This is a genomic window from Calditrichota bacterium (assembly GCA_014359355.1).
In the GTDB taxonomy this organism is placed as follows: domain Bacteria; phylum Zhuqueibacterota; class Zhuqueibacteria; order JANLFK01; family Oleimicrobiaceae; genus Oleimicrobium.
In genome coordinates, this window is the sequence record JACIZP010000070.1 from 1 (window position 1) to 22,089 (window position 22,089).

The window sequence follows — 22,089 nt, forward strand, 5'->3', positions numbered from 1 at the left end:
CATCTTAGGCCGGTAGGCGAGCAGTTCACCGCTGGTCAGATCCTTCGGCTCCATCAGAGTCAGCCAGGCATTGAGGCCCACTCGCCCATGCCACCAGTGGCCTGAGCTGGCCAACTCAACCCCCTGCACGCGCGCCTGCACCAAGTTTCGAAAACGTACGCTCACTTTGATCTCCTGGCCCAACTCGATCTGGCTCTGCCGCAAATCGACCTCGATCAGGTCGTGAAAGTCGGTCCGAAACGCCGCTGCCTCCACGTGCCAGTCAGGGGTGAGGTACTGCCGCCAGCCCAGGTCGTAGGACCAGGAGGTCTCGGCGCGCAGCTCGGGATTGGCCTGCACAATGACACTGCGGTTCTCAAAATCGAGGTAGCGCTCGGCAATGGTGGCGGCCCGGAAGCCGCTCCCTGCCGAGGCGCGCAGCACCGTGTTGGCGTGGGGCCGCCAGTTGAGGCCCAGCCGCGGGCTGAGCAGCGCCTGCGCCACTCCGCCGATGACCTGATAGCGGTCGTAGCGAAGGCCCGGTGTGATGCTCAACCTCCCCTGCCAGAGACGGAATTCGCTCTGCCCATACAGGCCCACCGTGTAGCCCTGGTGCTCGCCAAAGTACTTGGTGCTGCCCGTGTCCCAGCGCCATTCGCAGCCATAGGTGAGCGCCACCTGCCGCCCTGGCAGCAGGTCGCCCTGAACCTCAGCCCCCCAACCGTGCGCCGGATTAAAGTCGGTGGTGGTGACAAATTGGCTGCCCATGAGGGTCATCAGGTACGAGAGGCGGAACTTGAGCGCGGCCTTGGGGGAAAGCACCAAGTTGTAGCGGGCGTAAAAGTTGGCCATTTCGATCTTCGCCCTGCTGTTACGATTGGAGGGCCGCACCTGGAAGGGGTGGCGCGGGTCGTCCCAGCCCACGAAGATGCCGGTCAGGTTGTGGTTGTAGCCAGCGTAGACGGTCAAGTTAGACCCGCTTGACGCGGCGTAGGTGAGTTTACTGGTGAGATTCCAGCGGCGAAAGTCGCCGACCTCGGTGTAGCCGGTGGAGACGTGGCGGCCGGCAGAAAGGCGTAGGCCCAGGCGCCCGAACTTGCGGCTGTAGCTCACGTCTGCTCGGCCAAAGACCAAAGGCATGTCCGTCCACCGCCACTGGTCATATCGAGGTTGGCCGTATTCGCCTGCCACCATTCGGAAGGCTACTCTGCCCTCTTCGGTGGGAGCCTTGGTGATGATGTTGATTACCCCACCCAGGGCAGCGGACCCCCAGAGCGCGGAGCCGGCGCCCTTTACCACCTCGATGCGCTCGATGTCCAGGACCGGCAGCAGGTCCCAATTGAACTCGCCTGTATCGCTCGCCATCACCGGCACGCCGTCCACAAGGAGCAGCGTGCGGTTGGCTGCCCCCAAGGTGAAGCCGGTGGAGCCGCGGATATTGACCTGTTCCCGCACAAAGCTCACACCAGGGACCATTTCCAACACCTGGTCCACGCGCAGGGCCTGCCGCGCGCGAATCTCCCGTGCTCCCACCACGGCAATGCTGTTGGCCGTCTGATCCAAGGGGCGCTCCCCTTTGTCGGCGGTGACGACCACTGGATTCAAGTCCACTACGGTCGGCTCCAACGCGGCCGTCACGGAGGTCGTCGCCCCTGGCATGACCACTACGCCGGCCAGGCGAACAAGGCGGTACCCGATCATGGAAACGCGCAAGGTGTACGTGCCAGGAGGCACATTGGCGATGACGAAGGCCCCCTGCGCATCCGTACTTGCCCCCAAGAAGGTTCCTTCCACCTGCACGTTCACCGCGGGGAGAGGCTTCTTGGAAAGGGCGTCCGTTACCGTCCCGGCGATGCGCCCGCGCTCCCCTGCCCTCGCAGAGGCCGACAGGGCCACAAGCAGCGCCAGAGCTGCAACCATCGGCCACTTCCCAACGCGAAGGGTGCCTCTCGCATGATCATGACGACAGCGCAGGTCATGCCTCAAGGGGTTCGTCATGAAATCGGCCTCAGGGAAAAGTCACGCCAGAAAAATCCACCTGGATGTCTACGTCCTTCGCCTCCCCTCCGCTGGAGACGATTACCGTTCCCGGCCGCGAAGGTTGAGCCGGATCGGCGTAGAAACCCAAGGTCACCAGGTCCTCAAGGCTGCTCATCTTTTTCGGCACCCAGAACAGGACCACATAGTTGTACACGCCGGCGCTCACCCGCAAACGATAGGAGGAAGAGTCCACGAACACCGGCTGAGAATAGTCGACGTTCTCAAACAGGAGATACTGGAAATCCGACGTCGGCTTCACCCGGTAGACGGCCAGCAGCACCATGGAGGTCTGCGCAGGCCACTGTCCGGCATAGCGTATCCGGCCGGAGATGGCGGCGTCCTTAGTCACCACCTCCCAGTTGGCGTAGATGTCGATCCCCTCGGCCACTGGATGCTCCTTGGAGACTTCCACTCTGGCGGGAAAGAAGGACTGCAGGCTGCCCGTGTAGATGCCCATTAACCCAGTCAAGCTCCAGCCGGATCCCTTCTCCTTCCAGACCACGCCGACAAGGTCGTAGGAAGTCGGCGACACCTGAATTGCATAGGGAACGGTGTCACCTAAACTGTAGTTCAGCGCCCCTGACTGGCCCGCGTACAGCAAATTCTGCGGGTCCTTGGGGGGAAACTCCTTGAGGGCAAAGACTTCCACCCGGTCCGTGTTGGCTGGTGGCTGACCGGCGAAGAAGATGACGTTGCCGCGGATCTCATAGTCCACCGGGTACAGGCCATGGTCCACTTGACAGCTGACAAAAGCCGCCACAGCCACAAGGACGATCCCTTTGCCGATTACGCGCCGCATCGCGGGCTCACCGCACCAGGAGCAACTTTGTCACATGCCTTGCCTCGTCTGACGCCAGGCGCGCGAAGTACAGCCCAGAAGGCACCTGCCTGCCTGAGGCATCGCACCCGTCCCAGGGACGATGGTGAAGGCCGGCAGGCAACTCTTCATCGACGAGACGCGCCACGGACCTGCCTGCCACGTCATAGACCTCCAGCACTACCCTACTGCGCCTTGCGAGTTTGAATGACAACATGGTAGTCGCGTGCAAGGGGTTCGGGTGGGCAGCAAGGGCAAACGCAACTGGTGCGCCATTCGCACTTGCGACGACGGCACTGGGCGCAGCCGGACGCCGCTGCAGCGACACCGACACTCGCAGAGGATGCGCCGCCTGCTCACACAAACGAGCCGCTTGCTCAGGCGTAACATTCGGTGGAAGAAAGTAGTTGCGGTACACCACGCTAAAGGTTGCACCCGGCGCAAAGTAGTTCTGGATGTTGCCCGACAGGAGAAAGCCGTTGTCCCCGTAGGAAAGCATGTCGCCCGTGTCTTTGGAGAGCGTCTGTCCGTCTGCGGTCTTGCCGTCGGTGGCGTCGTAGTAGTACAACCCGATTCGGTCTCCCAACTGTGGCACAAAGAAGAGGTTGACCATGGTGCCAGCGGCGCCGGTGACCAGCGTCCAGTTCAATTGGCCAGGCCTACAAGAGGGGTCGATCTGGTCCTTGACACCGTCCACAGGCACACCCGCCATGTTGTGCGCGCTGTAGAAGCGCATGCCCGAGGCGTTTGGATTCATGTCCCAGGAAGCGCGCACCGCCGACACCGTCACACCCAAGTCCTTAGCCTTGTCCAAGGGCAAGGCAGTCAACTCGAAGGAGCCGGAATAGGGGTAAAAGAAGACGGTTTGGGTAAACGGCTCGTCAACATCAAGGAAGGCGATTTTTCCCTTGAAACGCCCATTGAGATTGCGGATAATGCGCACCGGACCCACGCTGGCGTACCAACGTTCTGCCCTGATCAGCTCCTCGTCCATGTAGATTGGGAAAATGAGAAATGAGCCGATAGCCCGCACTTTGAAGCGGTCGAAAAGATCGACTCCGGACCCGCCCACGTCGCGGGAGATGACCACGTCCGCAAGCTGGCCGGTGGCGTTGAAGCCGAGCTGGTAGTTGGCCGAGGTAACCCTGTCCTGCAGACTGTCATAGGCCAGGCCGTAGGGGTTGGGCACGTCCTGCGGCGGTTCCTGCCAGTAGAGGTACGCGTAGCCGGCTGTGCCATCCAATGAATCCAAGAAGGCGAGTTCGAAGCGCAAAGAATCGCCCGTAGCGGGCCATTGTGTGCTGTCAGCCCTCTCGCCCAGGTCCCTGGCCATGAGTACCAGCTCATCGTCCAGGTCCAGGATGCCAAGCAGCGAATCCTCGACCACGAAGTAGCGGTCCCAGGGCCTCACTTGCGGATTCACCTCGTCAATCTGGAAGGGGATAACCTGCCAACGCCCCTCCTGCGCCTGGTACGCCCAAAGGCGCACATCGGGCACCGGCAGTCCCGCCGAGGCGAGGAGGGAATCTCCCGCCACCACTATCGGCTCGTAGGGACGATCAATCTGCGCCCAAAGGGGCCATGCCGCACAGAGCGAAGAAACCAGGGCAACAAGCCCCATCTGTCGCCACTCCGTCAGCAGCCTGTTTTTCGGATGCGTTCGTTCCATTCACCAATCTCCTTCGTGTGAGCCCGAACCCGCTCCGCTCCCGCAATTGGAAAGGTAAGAAAACTCCTGCTTCACCGGTGTGACGGCTCGCACAGAAGGGTTTGCCTCCACTTGGTGCGTGGTGCGGGTGACCAAATTCCCGTCTGGCTTAACCCGCAACGCCAGTCCGTTCGTTCATCCCGCGCGTTGCTTCCCACTCCCGAACGTCTCAGCGATCCTTCTTCGGCAGATCGCGGCGGAAACGATCTCGGTAGAGCCCAATCTTTTCTATCGGCGGATTCACGAAGCCTCTCTGCAAGGCCACCGAGCCCTTGCGCAAGCGAAAGTCGCCGCGCTCTTTGGCGACGAACCCAGGGTTTCCTTCCAAGATCACGTTGCCTGCGAGCTCCTCGCGGAACTGCGGGTCGTCGTTCTTGTACACGGTGCCTGTGGGGGCATCCTTCACTTCCGGCCCACGCCAGTAGCAGAGTACGGGGTCAGCAATGACGTTGTCGCGCATCTCCAGCAGGCCTGGGTCAACCCCATCTTCGATATCCAGCCAGGTGCCTCCGGCGGAGACGTTGCGCAGCACCTTGTTGCCGCGCGGCACTGCTGGATTGTCCGCATAGTAGCTAAGGAGCTCAGGATAGCGGGTGCTATAGGGTGGCTGATCGTAGTTGACGTCGCGCATGCGGTCGGTCAGCCACGTGTACCGGCCATCGAAGTAGTTGCGAGCCCAAGTGAGGCCCCGCGCGTCGATGTGCACCGATGCCTTGCAATCCACGAACACGTTGTTCTCCACGAGGTTGTCCCTTCCTCCGCCGAGAAAGACCGCCCTCCCGGCGCGGTAGAAGACGTTGCCCACCACAGAGGTGCCGCTCATGAAATCGTCCAGGTAGACCCCCATCACTCCAAACAGACCCGGGCCGTGCAGGTCGTGAAGGAAGTTGTAGCGCACGACCGTACCGCGCCAGGTATAGTCCCGGCCGCTGTAGATTGCTCCGGCGTCGCCGGTCTCCTTGACCACGTCATAGATTTCGTTGTACTCAATCACGTGCTCATTGCCGCTGAAGTAGATCGCCTCGTGCGGGGCATCATGAATCAGATTGTGCGCCACGCGATTACCTACGCCCTCCACCCGTATGGCATCGCGGTAGGTGAGGTTGATACGGCTAATCCGGTAGACATGGTTGTTTATGGCAAAATGGGACGCAGGGACGAGCGAAAGTCTGTCGCCACCGATTAGCCGGATCCCCCCATCTCCCGTGTCGTAGATATCGCAACTTTGCACGCCGTTGCGTACCCCTCCACTTACGGTCACGCCCGTGTTGCCAATGTTGCGAATGACACAGCCGGCGACCACGTTGTCATGGCCATCCGTAATGCGCACTGCGTTACCCCGTGTGAACTCGAAGACGAGCCCCTCGAGGGAGACAAAGGCGGTGCCCGAAAGCCTGACCAAGTCCTCGGCCATTTCCGAGATCCATAGGTCGCCAGGCCGAACTTCTTCTGGCGGCCAAAAGTAAAGCATCCCCTTGTCCGGATCAATGTAGTACTCCCCCGGCGCGTCCAATTCCTCGAGCACGTTGAGGAAGTAGAAGGGCTGTTCCTTGGTGTAGCCGTAGTGGTGGTGCGGTTCGGCGGGATAGATCTCGTGGCGCGCCGTGTCGATGCGGCCCACCGGCAGATAGGCGTCGGCCCAATCCCAGGACCAGAAGCCGTGCAACCACACCTCCTGCGGCTGCCAGTGGGCGGGCCGGTCCCCCGGGTAGACGAAGCGGCCATAGTGGCGGCCACGTGGCAAGCCATCTTTGGGCGTGTGCGCCACGCCTTCGTAGAGCAAGCGCGGCCCGTGCTGCGGCACCTCCACGATGTGCAGCCACCCCTCGTTCGGGTAGCGGGCCACCGTCATGCGTTGGCCGCGGAAGAAGAGCTCCGACGGCGCGGGCACTTCCGGGAGTCCCATGCCCGAGCGCTGCCGCCGCCCCACCTCGCTGATTCCCAAGGCGTGCAGGTCCACTTCCAGCACCTGTGACCTCGCCTCCGGGCTCAGCCTGGCAAGGACGCGCTCATCCTCCACCTTCCGCCAGCCGCTGAGCGGTCTGCCGCCTACCAGTCGCGCAATCTCGCCCGGGTAGCTGGCCCAAACCACTCCCCCGGCGGCGCTCCCCGAGTCCTCGGCGGAAAGTTCGAAAGTGCTGACCAGGGGGTAATCTCCACCGCGCAGAAAGATGCTCACCCCGCGCGCAGGAAACTGCCCCGCGCGACGCAGCGCCCGAAGCTCCTCGCGTGCCCGCGCCAACGTGGCAAAAGGCCCATCCGTCCTGGCGCCATTGGCACTCGGCATCCTGCCTGACCAGGCATCATTGCCCTGCGGCGAGACGTAAAGCGACAACCGACCACCGTCCCCCTTCTGGCACCCCAGGGTCATGAGCACAAGAAACGACAAGACAACACAGAACAACCAACTTCGCATAGTGCCTCCAAAGCAAGGTTCTGTGCCGGCACGTCACTTCAGGCCCTCGCAATTCACGGTCGGACAAATGGTACGCATTTGACGGGGAAAATGCAACTCTTTTCTTTGTCGATCTGGCGCGAAAGGCGCTTCACTTCGAAATCAAGCGGGAAAAGAGGCGGTCCAGCAGACCCACGGTGAGCAGCACTGTTGCCACCGCGGCCAAAAATACCAACTGCTGCGGAGTGAAAAAACTGGCCACTGGAGGATGCCTGAGGGAACGAACAATCTGCAGCGCAGCCGACCAGGCTGCAGCAAAGGCGTCCCGCATGAGAAGATGGAGTTTGTAGTAGCAAGCCACCAGGCAGCCGATCCCGGCATAGGCCAAGAGGCCGAGCAGCGCAGCGACCTTGGCGACCCAGGCCCTGCTGGGCACGGCTTGCTCCGCTACCCGCCGCGCAAAGTCCTGGGGCAGGACGACTACTGGCGGCAGGGCCAGGTCGCTCCACAGACGCAGATAAGCATGAGCCTGGGCTGCGCAGCGCCGACAAGACGCGAGGTGGCGCGCCACTTCACCCTCCTCCGGCGCTCCTGCCTCAAGCCATTGTTGCAGTTGCCGGTCAGTGAGGTGGTCGCTCATAGCTCCTCCCGCTCATAGTGGGCCAACAGCCGGTCCTTGAGCTGCTTCCTGGCGCGAAAGAGATAGCTCTTTACCGTGCCTTGCGGCAGACCCGTCACCCTACCAATCTCCTCATAGCTCATGTCCTCGACGTGGTAGAGAGTCAGTACCGTCCTATAGGGAACTGCGAGGCCCATAATCTCTCGCTCCAAGCGTTCGCGCAGGTCTTGCCGCGTCGCAGCTTCTTCTGGCGAAGGATGGGAGCCGGGCAGCTCGTCCAGGGAAAGTCCATCTGCTCCGTCCCCGTCGTAGAGTTGCGGCCTCTTCTTCTGCAGCCAGTTCAGACAGCTGTTGTAGACAATCTGCGCAATCCAGGTGGAAAGCTTGCAGTCGCCGCGGAACTCCGGCAGGTGGCGATACACGCGCAGAAAGACCTCCTGACAAAGGTCCTGGCGCTCTTCGGGCTCCTTTATCATCCGAAAAACGATGTGCCCCACCAGCCCTTCGAACTCTTTGACCAGCTGGCAAAAGGCCTGGCGGTCGCCCGCCAGAACCCTTGCCACGAGACTTGATGTCTGCCCTGCGTAATCTCCGCTCCTCATTTCATTCCATTCGACCGCCAACTTGCCGGGATGTTGCACCGCATGGCGTACTTCTGCAACATTCTCCCTGCTCGTCGGTCAAATGAGGTGAACATCGAGCTGACGCAGAAAGACAAGGAGGAGCAAGAAATGGAATTCGTCGCGCCCGTGGTGGTGCCTGTTGCCTTCTTCGCCACTGTCGTCTGGATCGTGAAGCTGGTAGCTGAGAACAAGACGCGCCGCAGGGCTATCGACAGGGGCCTGACCGGCCAGGACCTCGCACAACTTTTCCGCGGCGACGTGGCAGTGGCCTCCGCGCTCAAATGGGCCTTCGTGCTCATCGCCATCGGTCTCGGCCTGATCATCGGCTTGTTTCTGGTGCCAGAGGACGTCCAACCCGAGGCAACGCTCACTTCGTGTGTCGTTTTGGCTGGCGTGGCCCTGGTCGTCTACTACCTGCTGACCAAGAAGGGCCGCGTTTGAAGCTGGATACCCTCGCCCGGAGGCCAGCCGCCGCGCCGCGAGGCTGGCCTCCGCTGCGGAGGTAGGTCGCCTCAGGCACCTATCCTCATCACCACCAGGTAGAGGCCGATGATCGCCCCAACCAGCAGCCAGCAGATGACAAATCCCCAAATGTCCTGCTTGGTCGGTTTCCAGAACTCCCAGTTGGTGCCGGGAAAGAGCTTGTTGCGCTCCACAATTTCCGGATTCTCGATGGCTTGGCGCACCCGCCGTGTGTCTTCCTCGAGGTCGGCGACGGCTGGCGTGTGCACGCAGGCGTAGAACTCCCGCAGCACCTTCTCCGAATTCGGCTTGGTGACCAGGCTCACCAGGAACAAGACCACAAACGGAAAGATGATGTCGAAGATGAACGACAGCGTGGCCAGTTGCGGTTTGGACAGCGCCCGCAAGTCGAATCCCAGCAGCGAGATAAGGTACAGCTGTACGCGAAAGATGCCCTGTCCCACCAGCGGCGAGTTGGGGTCGTCGGGGTTCTTGCGCACCACCGTCTCGTAGAACACGCCCACCGGCGGATTGACCCTTTGCTTCTCGATCAGCTGCCCCACCTGTTCGGCCCGCCCTGCTGCCACGTCTTCGGCTACCGCCTTTACCCTGATAGTCTCAACCCGCTCATAGGTTTGCACGGTAAGACGGGGGTTCTCGCGGTTATTGTTGATGGCCGGCACTACGTTCGGCACGACAACCGTGAGCATGATGGACAGCAGCATCTGCACCACCACCGCCTTGGTGGTCAGCCGTCGCCAGAAGTAGACCAACCACAACGCCGGCCCGATGATGGTGCCCACCGAGAGCACGTATTTGAAAACCACAAAGATGTCGTCCACCATGCGCGCAAAGTAGATGGTGGAGCCCAGGACCACGAAGATGACGATGCGCCCGACAATCACCTGCAGCTTCTCGCTGGCGCGCGGCACCAGAGGGAGGAAGATGTTCTTCGTGAACGCAGCCGACCATTCCAAGCTGCTCGCGCTGATGGAGGACATGTTCGCCGCCATGATGGAGGCGATCATCAGGCCGACAAAGCCGACCCCCAAAAGGTCGCGGGTCATGTGCCCCCAAATGTTCGTCGGATCGGAGAGCTGGCCGCGGTACAACCCGACGGCAATCAGCCCAGTGAGCGCCCAGCCGATCATGGCGAAGCGCTTGATGAAGGCACCGGTGACCATCCCCATGCGGGCGGAAAAGTCATCTTTGGGCGAACCGCCGTAGGTGAAATTACGCGGCGGCAGGATGATCAGGTTGATGGTGACCATGGCCAGCACGAAATACCAAGTGTACTCGCTGGTGGCCGCGCTGCCAAAGATCTCGAACATATAGTCCGGGACCCGTGCGTGCAGGCCCCGGAAGCCGCCAAGGGCGTGCAACCCCACCGGCAGCAACAAGAACGAGAGGATGAGAATCAGCATGCTCTGAATCACATCGTTGAGTACCGCCGCGAATAGACCGCCCAGCACCGTGTAGCTGCCCACAATCAGGGCGTAGATCACGTAGAACACGTCCATGTTCAGGTAGGAGATGTAGGCGTGGAGCTCATTGCGCTTCATCTTCTCCTGGAGAACCGTCAGGCGTTCCTTCTCCTCTGAGGTGAGATCGCCGTAGCTCTGCTTCTGCTGCAAGGCTTGCAGCTCGTTGAACTCGGCAACGCTGCGTCGCTCCTGCTCGGTGTAGGCGCTCTCGGGCTTGACCATCATCGCCTGCAGCGTCTTGCCAGTGAGCAGATAGCCGATGGAGCCGCCGTAGATGGCACTGAGCAGAATGTAGAGCGCAAAGAGCCCCGCCAGGAACTTGCTCTCGAAGCGGTGCAGGTAAATGTCCCCCGGCCCGACGTAGCGCGCCCGTCGTTGGAGAATCGAGACGAACCAGTAGAAAGGCGTGAACAACAAAGGGAGGTTCTGAAACCACATGCCGGAAAGCCCCTGGCGATAGATCTCCCGCGCCACGCCTGCCGCCTGGTCGGCGCTGGTGATGGTGCCAAAGTGCATGGCAGTGGTCAGGAACTTGCCAAAGCTCCGGCCTCCCTGGTAAAAGTCGCGGGTATTCTTGACCCGACGCCGCGTCCAGGTGCCGATGAGCACCATGGTGGAAAAGTAGACGATGATGATTGCCCAATCGAGAAGATGCAATCCAAGGAAATTCACGTTACCTCCTCTCCCTGATCCTGTCCACTCTCGTTACTGTCCCTTCCTGTTTCAACTCACATTCCCACGGAGCACACCTAACGAGCGCTTGACGACGTAAAGCTTTCGGAGTCCATGCTCAAGACCTCAGCGACCCCGCGTGACCTGCACAGCCCTCATCCAGAAGTGCTGTGGGATGGTGAGCGACCGCCAAGGCCAGCTCTAACTGCACGTCGGCGTCTGGGTCACGGGCCTAGTGCTTGAGAAATGGGGATAGGGGGCCGGCTCACCGAGCGTCGCTCCTCCGCTGCTCGAACGCCCGGCGAAGCACACGGCCTCACCCGCTCGCTCTTGGGCACAGCCACTCCCAGTTGCGCCGTCCTTCTACTTCTTCGGATAGGCCGGCTTTTCCGGGAAGACAAACGGCTCGGTCTGGATCTTCTCCAGCAAGAAAGCGATGGCCGTTTCCAGCTGCTTGTCGTGGCCCGCCATTTCCGAAGCCGGGTCGTTCTCCACGAGGATGTCTGGGTCGGCGCCGTGGTTTTCGACCCACCACTTGCCCTCGCGGCCGTAGAAGGCGTTGTTGGACTGGTGCACCAGCCCGTTGTCAATGGTGGTCTGGCCATTGACGATGCCCACCAAGCCACCCCAGGACGGCGTGCCGATCACCGTGCCCAACTTCCTGGCCTTGAAATGCTCCACAAAGGCCTCGCCGTCCGAACCGTTGTACTCGTTGGTCACCACGACCAGGTGGGCATTGGACACACTGCCCGGGTAGCGGAACGGCACCATCTCCTTCAGGCAGTTGTAGGCCACCATCTTGCGCTCCAGCTTGTCGATGATAAAGTACTCCGTCCAGCCGCCGCCGTTGCCGCGCACGTCGATGATCAGGCCCTTCTTGTAGCGGAAGGCCCTCCAGAACTTGTCAAACTGGGCCGTGTTGCCCGACCCCATGGCGGTAATGTGCATGTAGCCGAGCTCGCCATTGCTCGCCGCCAACACCTTCTTGATGTTGTCCGCCAGCCAGCGATTGTAGCGCAGGCTGTTTTCCGAGCGCACCGGCTCCACCTCGTAGGTGGCAGCCCCCACTGCCGAAGGAAGGCGGTTCACCGTTACCTTCACCTTCTGCCCGGCTGTCACCTGCAGGTACTGGTAGGGATTCTCCGGGACACGCACTTCCTTGCCGTTGATGGCGATGAGATAGTCCCCCTCCTTCAGGTCAATGTCCGGGCGCACGAGCGGCCCCTTGAGGTCGCGGTCATAGTCGGTGGGGCCAAAGATGCGCGCAAAACGATAGTAGCCACTCGCCGACGGCTCCAAATCCGCGCCCAAAAGCCCGGTGAACGTCGGATCTTCCGGAGGCGCCAACGGGCCCCTATCGCCGCCAGAGATGTAGGTGTGCGACACGCAGAGCTCACCCACCATCTGCGAGAGCAGCCAGTTCAGGTCCTCGCGCGAGCGCAGCTGGGGCACATAGGACCGGTAGAAATCGCCCATCTTCCGCCAGTCGCGGCCGTGCATGCCTGGGTCATAGAAGAAATCGCGATACCACCGCCAGGTGTCCGAGAAGATCTGCTCCCACTCCTTATGCGGCTGCACGCGATAGGTCATCTGCTCCAAGTTCAGTTTCTGGCCAAAGTCCTTTGCCGAGTAAGCCTTGGCCGGCGTGGTGACGAAGTACTCGTTCCCCTTGCGCACCAGCATGTGCTCCCCTTGCACAGACAGACGCCAGTCGCTGATCTTTTTGTCGATGACCACCTCCTTGCCGGCACCCACGTCAAAGATGTGCAGCAACCAGCGCGCATCCCCCTTCGGCGTAAAGATCTGGTCGTATTCCTCCTCCCCAAACCCTTCGCTGGCCACCCAGGTGACGTAACCCTTCGCTGCCTTCAGGTAGAAGTAGTTGCCCGCTTCCACCGGCAGCGAGAAAATGCGCTCGCCTATGCCGTCCAGGTCGATGCGGAACGGCGACGGGCTCTTCTTCTCGCCCTCGGCCCCCTTCTCGAAGGGCGGCTTCTGCCCGGCCTTGAGCTGCACCAGCATCACCTTCACCGGATTGGGGATCACGTGGTTGTCCTCGAAGACATCCATGCGCACGTCAAAGTTGCGGTAGGAGAGGAAGTAGAGGTACTCCCCCTCAGGGTCAAAGGAGGGGTTGAGGCAATCGTAAAACTCGTCGGTGACCGGGTAGCTGGTCTTCTGCTCGAGGCTGTAGAGGAAGATTTTGCTATTGCGGTTGTACTGCACGAACGAATACGCCACCCACTTGCTGTCCGGCGACCAACAGTAATCGCTGATCTCCCAGTAAAACTCGTCGTTCTTGAGCTGGTTGGAGCAGGCGATCTTGGTGAGCTGCCCGGTCTTTACATCCACGTAGTAGATGCAAAAGTCCTTGGTGCCAAACAGGATCTTGTTGCCGTCCGGCGACCACTCCAAGTGGTAGACCGTCGTGCGCAGGCCATTGGTCAATTGTCGCCAACCACCCCCATTTTGCATGTCCAGGAGGTAGAGCTCATATTCGCCGCTGCGGTCGGAGAAGAAGGCCAACCACTTTCCGTCCGGCGAGAGCTGCGGGTAGCGCTCGCGCGTGCCTGGGCTGTTAGTGAGGTTGCGGGCCTGTTGTCCTTCCTCGGTTGGCACTATGAACACGTCGCCCCGCGCCTCGAACACTGCCGTCCTGCCGTCGGCGCTCACGGACATGCTGTGAATATAGTCCTTGGGGTTGATGGTCCGCTCCGCAAGTTGCCAGCCGTCGGTGGGGATTTGCACCTCCACGCGCCGACTCTGCCCAGAGGCCACATCCAGCACGTACAGGTACCCGGCGTGCAGGTAGACGATGGAGCGCCCGTCCGTGGACGGCATCTGCACGTCAACATCGGCATAATTGGTCACCTGGGTGATCTGCCCGGAGGCAAAGTCATAGCGATAGAGGTTGGCGACGCCGTTTTCACCCTGATCGGAGACATAATACATGGCCTCCCCGATCCACATGGGGTAGGCATTCTTGCCCACGTAATCGGTGAGCTTGCGGAACTCCTTGCTGCGAAAGTCATAGAGCCAGATGTCCGGGTACTGGCCGCCCTTGTACCTTTTCCAGTAGTACTCTTCGCGGCCGCGTGGATTGTAGACCATCTTGTTGCCGTCGGGTGAAAACGAACAGAGGATGCCCCTGGGCACGGGAAGTTTCTCCGGGTAGGTGCCGTCGATGGAGACGGCAAAGAGCTTGGTGATGGGGCGGAAGGTGTTCTCAAAGTTGGCGCGGTAGACAATCTTCTTGCTGTCGGGTGTCCAGGTGACCACCTGTGCCGGCCCGCGGTAGGTGAGGCGCTTGGGCGTGCCGCCGTCGATGGGCATGAGGTAGACGTTCGGCCCGCGCTGGTAGCTGGCGGAGAAGGCGATCCACTGCCCGTCCGGGGAGATTTTGGCGGAGAACTCGTTGCCCGGGTGGCTGGTGAGGCGCATGGCCAGCCCGCCGCTTGCCGGCACGGTCCACAGGTCTCCCTCGAAGGTGAAGACAATCCTGTCGCCGCGGATGTCGGGGTACTGCATGAAGCGCCCCTCGATGGCGGCTTGGGACCCGGCAACAGTGGTGAGCAACACGGTCAAGAAGACAAGCACTCTCTTCATCGCGGCCCTCCATTGGCTGAAGTATGACTCCTGCACATTCGTGTTCTTAACCCCTTCGAGGCACTGGGACGTAGCAGCAAGTCAGCGCACCTTGCCTCTGCCATACAGCACACGGCCCGCATCGCGGATGCGAATCTCCCCATCCTGTGCGGCGATCTTGCCATTGACCACCACCCAGCGGATCCCCTTGGGGTACTGGTGAGGATTGGCAAACGTCGCGCAGTCCTGGACCTGGGCGGCGTCAAACACCACCAGGTCGGCGCAATAGCCCTTCTTGATCGCCCCGCGGTCCGCAAAACCCATGGCCTGAGCAGGCAGGCTGGTCATCTTGGCCACTGCCTCCGGCAGGGAGAGCACGCCCTGTTCCCGCACATAGCGCCCCAGCACCCGCGGGAAAGTGCCGTAGGCCCGCGGATGCGGCGAGCCCGTGCCCGGCACGGCAATGCCGCCGTCTGAGGCAATCATGGTATAGGGCAGTTTCATCAGCGCAACCACATCTTCCTCAGCCATCTGGAAGAAGATGGCGCTGGGCTGGTCGTCACGCTCCAGCTCGATAATCAGGTCGGCAGCGTTGGCTACCGTCGGCTGCTTTCCTCGCAGGGCGAGGATCTCCACCAGGTTCTTCCCCTCGTACTCCGGGTGATTCTTGTCACGGGCGATGTAGATGGCCGCCACTTTGTCGATACCTCGCTTCGAGGTCAGGCGCTTGGCAATGAGGGCCTGCTTGATGCGCGCGTAGGTGGCGGGGTCCTTGAGCCGCTCCACGAACGCCTCGTGGCCCCCTTCCACTGCCCAGGCCGGAAAGCTGCTGGCAAAGCCCGAGCTGGTCGCCGTGTAGGGGTACTGGTCCAACCACACGGCCACTCCTGCGGCGCGCGCCGCTTCCACCGGCTGGGTGATGAGCTCGTACCTGCCCCACACCTCCTCGTCCGCCAGCTTGATGTGCGAAATCTGTACCCCCACGCCAGCCTCCTTGCCGACACGCAATGCCTCCTCTATGGCCTGCCTGATTGCCTGCCCCTGGTCGCGGAGGTGAGTGGCGTAGATGCCGCCATACGGCTGCACCGTCCGCGCCAGCTCGATGATCTCCTCGGTGGTGGAAAAGCGACCCGGCACGTAGGCGAGACCGGTGCTCAGCCCAATCGCTCCAGCGCGCATCTCCTGGTCCACCAGCTCCTTCATCTTGGCCAAAGCCTCCGGCGTGACCACCTTGTCGCTGTCGCCCAACACGAGGTGGCGGATCGTGTTGTGTCCAACCAGCGAGGCAAAGTTGACGGCGATCCCTACCTCTTCCAGCTTGCGAAAGAGCTCTGCCAAAGGGTATTCGGAATCGCCGCAGTTGCCGCCCACCACGGTGGTGACTCCCTGGAGCAGGTAGTTGAGCGCATCCGGGTGTTCGGCGATGTCCCGGTCTGTGTGCGTGTGCACGTCGATGAACCCCGGCGCCACATAGAGGCCAGTGGCATCGATGGTGCGCTCGGCCTGCGCATTTTGGATGGTGCCGATCTCCACAATCCGCCCGCCGATGACGCCGATGTCAGCTTGGAATGCTGGTGCGCCGCTCCCATCCAAAATCATCCCGGACGTGATCACCAAGCTGTACCGGCGGCTGAGCAGGTTGCAGCTGAGCGAGGTCAGTGCCACCGCCGCTACCGACAGGACAAGGAGCTTCTTCCTGAGCATGAGCATTATTCTCCGCATAGCCTGATCTTCAACACTCGATGAACATCGCCTCCTGGAAGCCGAGCCAGTGGTTGAGCGAGGCGAGTTGCCGCCGCAGGTGCCGGTACTCCGGGCAAAACCTTGCCACCAGTGCCCAGAAGCGGGGCGAGTGGTTCGGCTCACGCAGATGGGCCAGCTCGTGGATGAGCAGATAGTCGGCCACCTCCGGCTGCAGCAGCATGATGCGCCAATTGATGTTGAGGTTCCCCTTTCGCGAGCAGCTCCCCCATAGGGAGTGCTGGTTCTTGACCGCGAACCGCCGCGGCGCCACCCCCATGCGGCTCGCCCAGTAGGCAATCCGCCCTCGCAGATGTCGGCGCGCCATCGCCTTGTACCAGCCCACCACGCAGCCGCAGACGATAGGCGTGCTCAACTCGCTGGCGGAGACCGCCACCCGCCCATCGGCACAGCGCCAGCGGGGCGAGAGGAGCGTCGGCTCGTGCTCCAAGTGCAATCGGTACCTCTGACCCCAGAGGGGCAAAGCCGCACCTTGCTCCAATCTGAAAGGGGGATGCGCAAGCTGGCGTTGTCGCAGCAGGGACAGACGACGCAAGATCCACTCTTCGTGCTCGTGCGCCAGCTTCCGGGTCTCCGCGCGCGACAGCTGCCGTGGCACGCTGATCACTACCACCCCGTCCCTGCGCACAGAGAGGCGGAAGTGGCCGGAGCGGCGGTGCCGCCGCACCCGACAGCGCACTGCATGACCAGAAAGGTGGAGGATGTGCAACTCCTCGTCCATGAGCTCCGGAATTTGGGCGGCAAACTCCTACGGGCAGACTGCCTATAGTCTACGGAATTGCGCGGAAAAACGCAATAGAAAATTTCCCTGCTCGCTCCTCCTTTGCAGGTCGAACAAGTGGCCATGGTGGCCCGCCTCTGCGGCGAAGTCGCTCATCGAGGAGTTTACCTGCGCCACAAACAGCTTGACTTCTTGCCGGCGATTTGCTATAATTGCACAGGCACAAGAGTGCCTGACACCTATGCGCGGGCACCAAATTGGACCAGAGAGTCGGAGTTGTGCTACGAAGTTCTTGACCGGGAGGGTCTCACATGAAAGGCGACGACAAGATCATTGCCACGCTCAATGCGCGGTTGGCTGAGGAGCTCACCGCCATCAGCCAGTACATGGTTCACTCGGAGATGAACGACGATTGGGGCTACCAGAAGCTGCATGAAGCCATCGAGAAGCGGGCCATCGAGGAGATGCGCCATGCCGAGAAGCTGATCGGCCGCATCCTCTTCTTGGAAGGCACGCCCATCGTCAGCAAGCTGCACGCCATGCACATCGGTGCAGAGGTGGAGAAGCAGCACCAGAACGATTGGCAGGCGGAGAAGGCGGCCATCGACGGCTACCGCGAGAGCATCAAGTTGGCGGGCGAGGTAGGCGACTTTGGCACGCGCGAGCTTCTGGAGTCCATCCTCAAAGACGAGGAGGCGCACATCGACTGGATCGAGAGCCAGCTCGAGCAGATCAAGCAGGTGGGGATCCAGAACTACTTGGCCGACAAGATCGGATGAGCCGCAACGCCGCCGATTCAATCCAATCATGAGACTTGCCTGGGGTGACACGGTTTTGTGTCACCCCTTGTTTCTTGGGGTTGGCGACCGATCGTGCTCAGAAAGAGGGGTGAAGCAATGAATCACCGCATTACCGGGCTTCTTGTCGCGGCGCTGACTGTTGTGCTCGCTGGCACGGCAATGGCGTGCACCACCGCAGTCGTCTCCGGCAAAGCGACTCCTGACGGCAGACCTCTGCTCCTCAAGCACCGCGATAGCGATGCGTTGGAGAGCCGACTGGTGTACTTCGCCGACGGCCGCTATCCGTACATCGGTCTGGTCAATGCGGCCGACTCCACGGGTGCCGAGGTCTGGGTCGGCTGCAACAGCGCGGGCTTTGCCATCATGAACTCCGCCTCCTACAACCTGAACGTCAACGACACGACCAGGCTGAAGGACCAAGAGGGGGTACTGATGAAGCGTGCCTTGCAAAGTTGCGCCACCGTGGCCGACTTTGAACAGCTCTTGCGCACACTGCCCAAGCCGTTGGGAGTAGAAGCGAACTTTGGCGTCATCGACGCGCAGGGTGGCGCGGCGTACTTTGAGACGGGCAACTACTCCTTCACCAAGTTCGACGCCAATGACCCAATCGTGGCCCCTTTCGGCTATCTGATTCGTACGAACTACTCGTATACCGGCGAGCGGAAGCACGACTATGGCCTCATCCGCTTTGCCAGTGCCGAGCAACTTTTCTACACGGCCTCTCTCGCCAACGGCCTGACTGTGGAGTTCATGACGCGGACGGTGAGCCGCTGCCTGCGCCACGGGCTGACGGGCGTGGACTTGACGCAGAATCTTCCGGACAACGAAGAGCAACCGGTCTTTGTCAGCTTCGCCGACTTTATTCCGCGCTACAGTTCTTCTTCCTGCGTGGTGGTCCAGGGAGTGCGCCCGGGTGAGCCGGCGGCATTGAGCACCATGTGGACGATGCTCGGCTTTCCGCTCTGCACGGTGACCATTCCGGTGTGGGTTGCTGCCGGGCCCGAACTTCCCAAGGTGCTGGTCGCCAACGCACAAGGCAGAGCGCCGCTATGTACGGCCGCATTAGCGCTGAAGGGGCGTTGCTTTCCGTTCACCAGGGACGCGGGGCGCAATTATCTGAACTTGGCAGCGTTGTTGAACAAGCAGGGGACGGGCATCTTGCAGCGCTTGCTCCCCTTGGAGGAAAAGCTGCTCGTAGAAGCCCGCCGGCGCCTGCAGCAGTGGCGCGAAAAGGGTTTCGATGGCAAGGAGGCACAGGTCTTCTACCGCTGGGTGGATGGCACCGTTTCAGGGGCCTATCGGAAAGAATTTGGCCTGTTGGATCAAGACTGAGGCGCCACGGCCGGAAAAGACCGCACGCGCGTTGGCGAATCGGGGCACAGGTAGCGCGAACCAAAGGCTTGCGCTTACCTGTGCGACGGACCCATCTCACCAGTTGCCTCCCGCCGAGGAATCACCCGCCGCAAGAGCAAAAACACCGGATAGTCCGCCAGGCACACCGCTGCACCCGCCACCGCCGTCATGGGCTGCGTGAGTGCCACCGCCGCGGGCACCACCAACATGCTCAGCACGAACACCCCAGGCAGGACTGGGTACAGTGGCACCCTGTACCCTGCAGCGTCCCCTCGCCTGCGCAACACAAATACCGTCGAGGCCACGACTGCGATAGTCAGGCAGTCCAAGAACATGATGTAGCCCACCATCCGCTCAAAGGTCCCCAAGAAGACGATGGAGAGCAGTATCGTGCACACGAAAAAGGTGAGCGTGAACTCTTGCACCTGCGTCCTCCCGTTCACCCGCATGAACAGCGCAGGCAGCACCCCATCCGCCGCCATGGCATAGTACGCGCGTGGGATTTGCATCAGGGTGACGTTGAGAAATCCGAGCGCCGAAAGAACGATGGCCAACGAGATGAACAGATGGCCAACTTCGCCAAAGCAGCGTCGCGCCACCTCGGCGGCGACCAGGTCGGATCCGGCAATCCCGGCAATCCCCAGCACGCGATGGTAGGCAGCGTTGAGAAGGAGATAACAGGCGATGATGATGCCGATACCAAAGAAGATCCCTTTCGGCATAGTCGCCGCAGAGCCTTTGACGTCCGCGCCAAAATTGATGGTGCACTGATATCCTCCGTACGCGTAGAGGACCGAGATGAGCCCCGTGCCCAGGGCAAGCCAGCCAGGCCCTGCGGGCCCAGAGGCGGCCATCGCCGCTCCCTCCTGCTGCCCATAGCGCAGTGCTGCGAGGACAATGGTCGCGATCATCACGATCTTCAGAACCGTCAACACGTCCTGCGCCCAGGCGCCAGTCCTGATGCCCAGGTAGTTGATCACGAAGAGGAGGAGAATGAGCCCCGCTGCGCTGAGCTGTGTGGCCAGGTGGGTACGCAGGTGTGCTGGCAGGAGAATGGGACAGAGGTATTCGGCGCCAATGGTGGCCACGGCTGCGGCGCCCACGCCATTGACAAAGAGCACGTTGATCCAGTTCAGCATGAATGCCAACCACGAGCCGTGGCACTCCGCCACTACCTTGTAGTAGGCTCCGGGCCTGGGAAAGCGGGAGCCAATTTCGGCAAAGGTGAGGGCCCCCATCAGGCTGATCAGTCCGCCCAAGACCCAGGCGGCAAAAAAGAGGTCGGTGCGGTTGGTGGCGGCTGCGACCATGGCCGGGGTGCGGAAAATCCCAATGCCGATGACCAGGCTGACGACGATCATGGTGGTGTCGAAGGTGTTCAGCTTTGCTTTGATGCCCATGACGGCTCTCTGATGGCTGGGCTATCCTGTAAGTACAGCTCCAAACGGTTCAGCGGAGCTCAACTTTGGCTTCCCCGGAGCTCTCCGGCAGCTTGACCCAGGTTATCTGTCGCTCGGCCTCATAAAGCCAGCCCCGGTCCAACTGGCGCAGGTGGTCCGTGCTGTCCACGTGGGGCAGAGCCTGTCCCTGCAGCGTCACCTGCCGCGGCGCTCTTGGGCAGCCGTTCACTCTCAGCACCACGTGATCCCGCGGTGGCCGGTAGGTGCCCCGCCTGGGGCTCAATTTGACGCGCAGCGTTTGCTTATCCCGTCCGAGAGAAACCAGCCGTAGGGCGTATTCGCCGTGTTCGTAGGCAAATCCGTCACCAGCATCCTCGTACAGCGAATCCACAGAGGCATGCTCGCCCGGGTAAACACTTATGATGAGCGGATCACCCGGCTTCTCGCCCACGAAGTTGACTGGCTGCTGCATGGGGATCACCGTGCCGGCGCGCACGAACAGCGGCACGCGCTCCAGCGGAGCATCCACCATGATCCTGGCCGGCCCGCGATGGAGCTGGTTGGTGGCGAAATCGTACCATTGTCCCTCAGGTAGGTAGACCCAACGCATGCGGGCGCCTTCGCTGAGCACAGGTGCAACCAGCAGGGCGTCGCCGACTAAGAACTGGTCATCGAGCTCCCATGTTGCCGGGTCCTTCTGGAACTCGAGCACCAGGGGGCGCATCACCGGTAGGCCGGTGAGAGAGGCCTCGCGAAACACATCATACAGGTACGGCAAGAGCTCGTAACGCAAGCGGATGGCGCGTCTATTCATCTCCTCGAAGCTGTCGCCAAACGCCCACGGCTCCTGGTCGCGCGTGCCATAGGAGGTGTGGTTGCGGCACAAGGGCGTGAGGATGCCGAGCTGCAGAAACCGGGTAAAGAGTTCAGGCGTGGGGCTCCCCTCGAAGCCGCCGATGTCAAATCCTACGAACGGCACGCCCGACATGCCAAGGCCGAGGCACATGGTCAGCGCCAGCCGCAAGTGTTCCCAGTTGGCGACGTTGTCGCCAGTCCAGACTGCGGCATAGCGATGCACGCCGGCGAAGCCAGCCCTGGTGAGGATGAATGGGCGTTTGTCTGGTCGCAACTTCCGCACACCCTCGTAAGTGCCCCGGGCCATCTCCAGACCGTAGACATTGTGGACTGCCAAATGGTCGACCAGCTGGCCGTTGTGGGAGTGCTGGACGATATCCGGGAAGGTGCCGCCCCAGACACCAGGTTCATTCATGTCGTTCCAGAACCCGGCCACGCCGTCGGCGACGAGCCCCGCATAAAGGCTACCCCACCACTGGCGAGTCGCGGGTCGAGTAAAGTCCGGGAAGTAGCAGTCCCCCGGCCATACCTGGCTGACATGCAGCCTGCCATCTGGCAGCCGACAGAAGTGGTCGCCTGCCAGCCCCTCGGCGCACACCCAATAGGCCGGGTCGACCTTGATCCCCGGGTCAATGATGACCACCACCTTGAACCCAAGCGCGCCCAAATCCTTCAGCATCTGCTGGGGCTGAGGAAAGCGGTTGGCGTCCCAGGTGAAGCAGCGATAGCCGTCCATGTAATGGATGTCCAAGTAGATCGCATCGCAGGGGATGCCTTTGTCGCGAAAAGTCCGGGCGAGGGTGCGCACCTCCGAC

General features: G+C 61.4%; 15 protein-coding genes. 3 read left to right on the forward strand and 12 right to left on the reverse strand.

The genetic code is table 11. The annotated features are described in order from the left end of the window. The 6 genes from H5U38_03070 to H5U38_03095 form a co-directional block, all read right to left on the reverse strand. The coding region (locus tag H5U38_03070; protein MBC7185995.1) for a TonB-dependent receptor at positions 1-1,899 on the reverse strand (1,899 nt) is incomplete at its 3' end. Between the two features lie 88 nt (positions 1,900-1,987). Beyond that, positions 1,988-2,818, reverse strand: a complete 831-nt coding sequence (locus H5U38_03075; protein MBC7185996.1) for a hypothetical protein — start codon at positions 2,816-2,818, stop codon at positions 1,988-1,990. Between the two features lie 7 nt (positions 2,819-2,825). Beyond that, positions 2,826-4,505 carry a hypothetical protein gene (locus H5U38_03080; GenBank protein MBC7185997.1) on the reverse strand — a complete coding sequence of 560 codons (1,680 nt, stop codon included), beginning with the start codon at positions 4,503-4,505 and terminating at the stop codon, positions 2,826-2,828. Positions 4,506-4,713: 208 nt separating this feature from the next. Continuing rightward, positions 4,714-6,960, reverse strand: a complete 2,247-nt coding sequence (locus H5U38_03085; protein MBC7185998.1) for a right-handed parallel beta-helix repeat-containing protein — start codon at positions 6,958-6,960, stop codon at positions 4,714-4,716. Between the two features lie 130 nt (positions 6,961-7,090). After that, on the reverse strand, positions 7,091-7,579 hold the full coding sequence (locus H5U38_03090; protein ID MBC7185999.1) for a hypothetical protein: 489 nt from the start codon (positions 7,577-7,579) through the stop codon (positions 7,091-7,093). Beyond that, positions 7,576-8,121, reverse strand: coding sequence for a sigma-70 family RNA polymerase sigma factor (locus H5U38_03095; GenBank protein ID MBC7186000.1), 546 nt, complete (start codon positions 8,119-8,121; stop codon positions 7,576-7,578). Before H5U38_03095 ends, H5U38_03090 begins: the two co-directional genes overlap by 4 nt. 81 nt (positions 8,122-8,202) lie before the next feature. Between H5U38_03095 and H5U38_03100 the strand changes: the two genes are divergently transcribed. Next, complete coding sequence (locus H5U38_03100; protein MBC7186001.1) at positions 8,203-8,622, forward strand: hypothetical protein; 420 nt, start codon at positions 8,203-8,205, stop codon at positions 8,620-8,622. A gap of 71 nt (positions 8,623-8,693) precedes the next feature. Here the strand turns inward: H5U38_03100 and H5U38_03105 are convergent, their stop codons facing one another. The 4 genes from H5U38_03105 to H5U38_03120 all read right to left on the reverse strand — a co-directional run bounded on the left by H5U38_03105 (position 8,694) and on the right by H5U38_03120 (position 16,866). Then, positions 8,694-10,799: a sodium:solute symporter family protein gene (locus tag H5U38_03105; protein ID MBC7186002.1), complete on the reverse strand. Its 2,106-nt coding sequence runs from the start codon at positions 10,797-10,799 to the stop codon at positions 8,694-8,696. A gap of 363 nt (positions 10,800-11,162) precedes the next feature. Further along, entirely contained in the window at positions 11,163-14,405 is a 3,243-nt protein-coding gene (locus H5U38_03110; GenBank protein MBC7186003.1) for a PD40 domain-containing protein, read from the reverse strand. A gap of 81 nt (positions 14,406-14,486) precedes the next feature. Continuing rightward, on the reverse strand, positions 14,487-15,941 hold the full coding sequence (locus H5U38_03115) for a D-aminoacylase (protein ID MBC7186004.1): 1,455 nt from the start codon (positions 15,939-15,941) through the stop codon (positions 14,487-14,489). Positions 15,942-16,116: 175 nt separating this feature from the next. Continuing rightward, positions 16,117-16,866: a M48 family metallopeptidase gene (locus tag H5U38_03120; protein ID MBC7186005.1), complete on the reverse strand. Its 750-nt coding sequence runs from the start codon at positions 16,864-16,866 to the stop codon at positions 16,117-16,119. A gap of 311 nt (positions 16,867-17,177) precedes the next feature. Here H5U38_03120 and bfr point away from each other — a divergent pair, with 311 nt between their 5' ends. Further along, a complete protein-coding gene (gene bfr, locus H5U38_03125; GenBank protein ID MBC7186006.1) occupies positions 17,178-17,645 on the forward strand; it encodes a bacterioferritin in 468 nt (155 codons plus the stop codon). 117 nt (positions 17,646-17,762) lie between these two features. Next, positions 17,763-18,998, forward strand: a complete 1,236-nt coding sequence (locus tag H5U38_03130; protein MBC7186007.1) for a hypothetical protein — start codon at positions 17,763-17,765, stop codon at positions 18,996-18,998. 74 nt (positions 18,999-19,072) lie between these two features. Here the strand turns inward: H5U38_03130 and H5U38_03135 are convergent, their stop codons facing one another. Further along, positions 19,073-20,419 (reverse strand): amino acid permease, encoded by a 1,347-nt coding sequence (locus H5U38_03135; GenBank protein ID MBC7186008.1) that lies wholly within the window; start codon positions 20,417-20,419, stop codon positions 19,073-19,075. A gap of 49 nt (positions 20,420-20,468) precedes the next feature. Beyond that, positions 20,469-22,089: DUF5110 domain-containing protein (locus tag H5U38_03140; GenBank protein ID MBC7186009.1), on the reverse strand; the 1,621-nt coding region annotated here is incomplete at its 5' end.

What these genes read in the sequence shown, in the direction of transcription:
- H5U38_03085 (MBC7185998.1), bottom strand. Translation starts at nt 6,960, where the DNA reads ATGCGAAGTTGGTTGTTCTGTGTTGTCTTGTCGTTTCTTGTGCTCATG.
- H5U38_03075 (MBC7185996.1), bottom strand. Translation starts at nt 2,818, where the DNA reads ATGCGGCGCGTAATCGGCAAAGGGATCGTCCTTGTGGCTGTGGCGGCT.
- H5U38_03100 (MBC7186001.1), top strand. Translation starts at nt 8,203, where the DNA reads ATGGCGTACTTCTGCAACATTCTCCCTGCTCGTCGGTCAAATGAGGTG.
- H5U38_03090 (MBC7185999.1), bottom strand. Translation starts at nt 7,579, where the DNA reads ATGAGCGACCACCTCACTGACCGGCAACTGCAACAATGGCTTGAGGCA.
- bfr (MBC7186006.1), top strand. Translation starts at nt 17,178, where the DNA reads ATGAAAGGCGACGACAAGATCATTGCCACGCTCAATGCGCGGTTGGCT.
- H5U38_03080 (MBC7185997.1), bottom strand. Translation starts at nt 4,505, where the DNA reads ATGGAACGAACGCATCCGAAAAACAGGCTGCTGACGGAGTGGCGACAG.
- H5U38_03130 (MBC7186007.1), top strand. Translation starts at nt 17,763, where the DNA reads ATGAATCACCGCATTACCGGGCTTCTTGTCGCGGCGCTGACTGTTGTG.
- H5U38_03120 (MBC7186005.1), bottom strand. Translation starts at nt 16,866, where the DNA reads ATGGACGAGGAGTTGCACATCCTCCACCTTTCTGGTCATGCAGTGCGC.
- H5U38_03110 (MBC7186003.1), bottom strand. Translation starts at nt 14,405, where the DNA reads ATGAAGAGAGTGCTTGTCTTCTTGACCGTGTTGCTCACCACTGTTGCC.
- H5U38_03135 (MBC7186008.1), bottom strand. Translation starts at nt 20,419, where the DNA reads ATGGGCATCAAAGCAAAGCTGAACACCTTCGACACCACCATGATCGTC.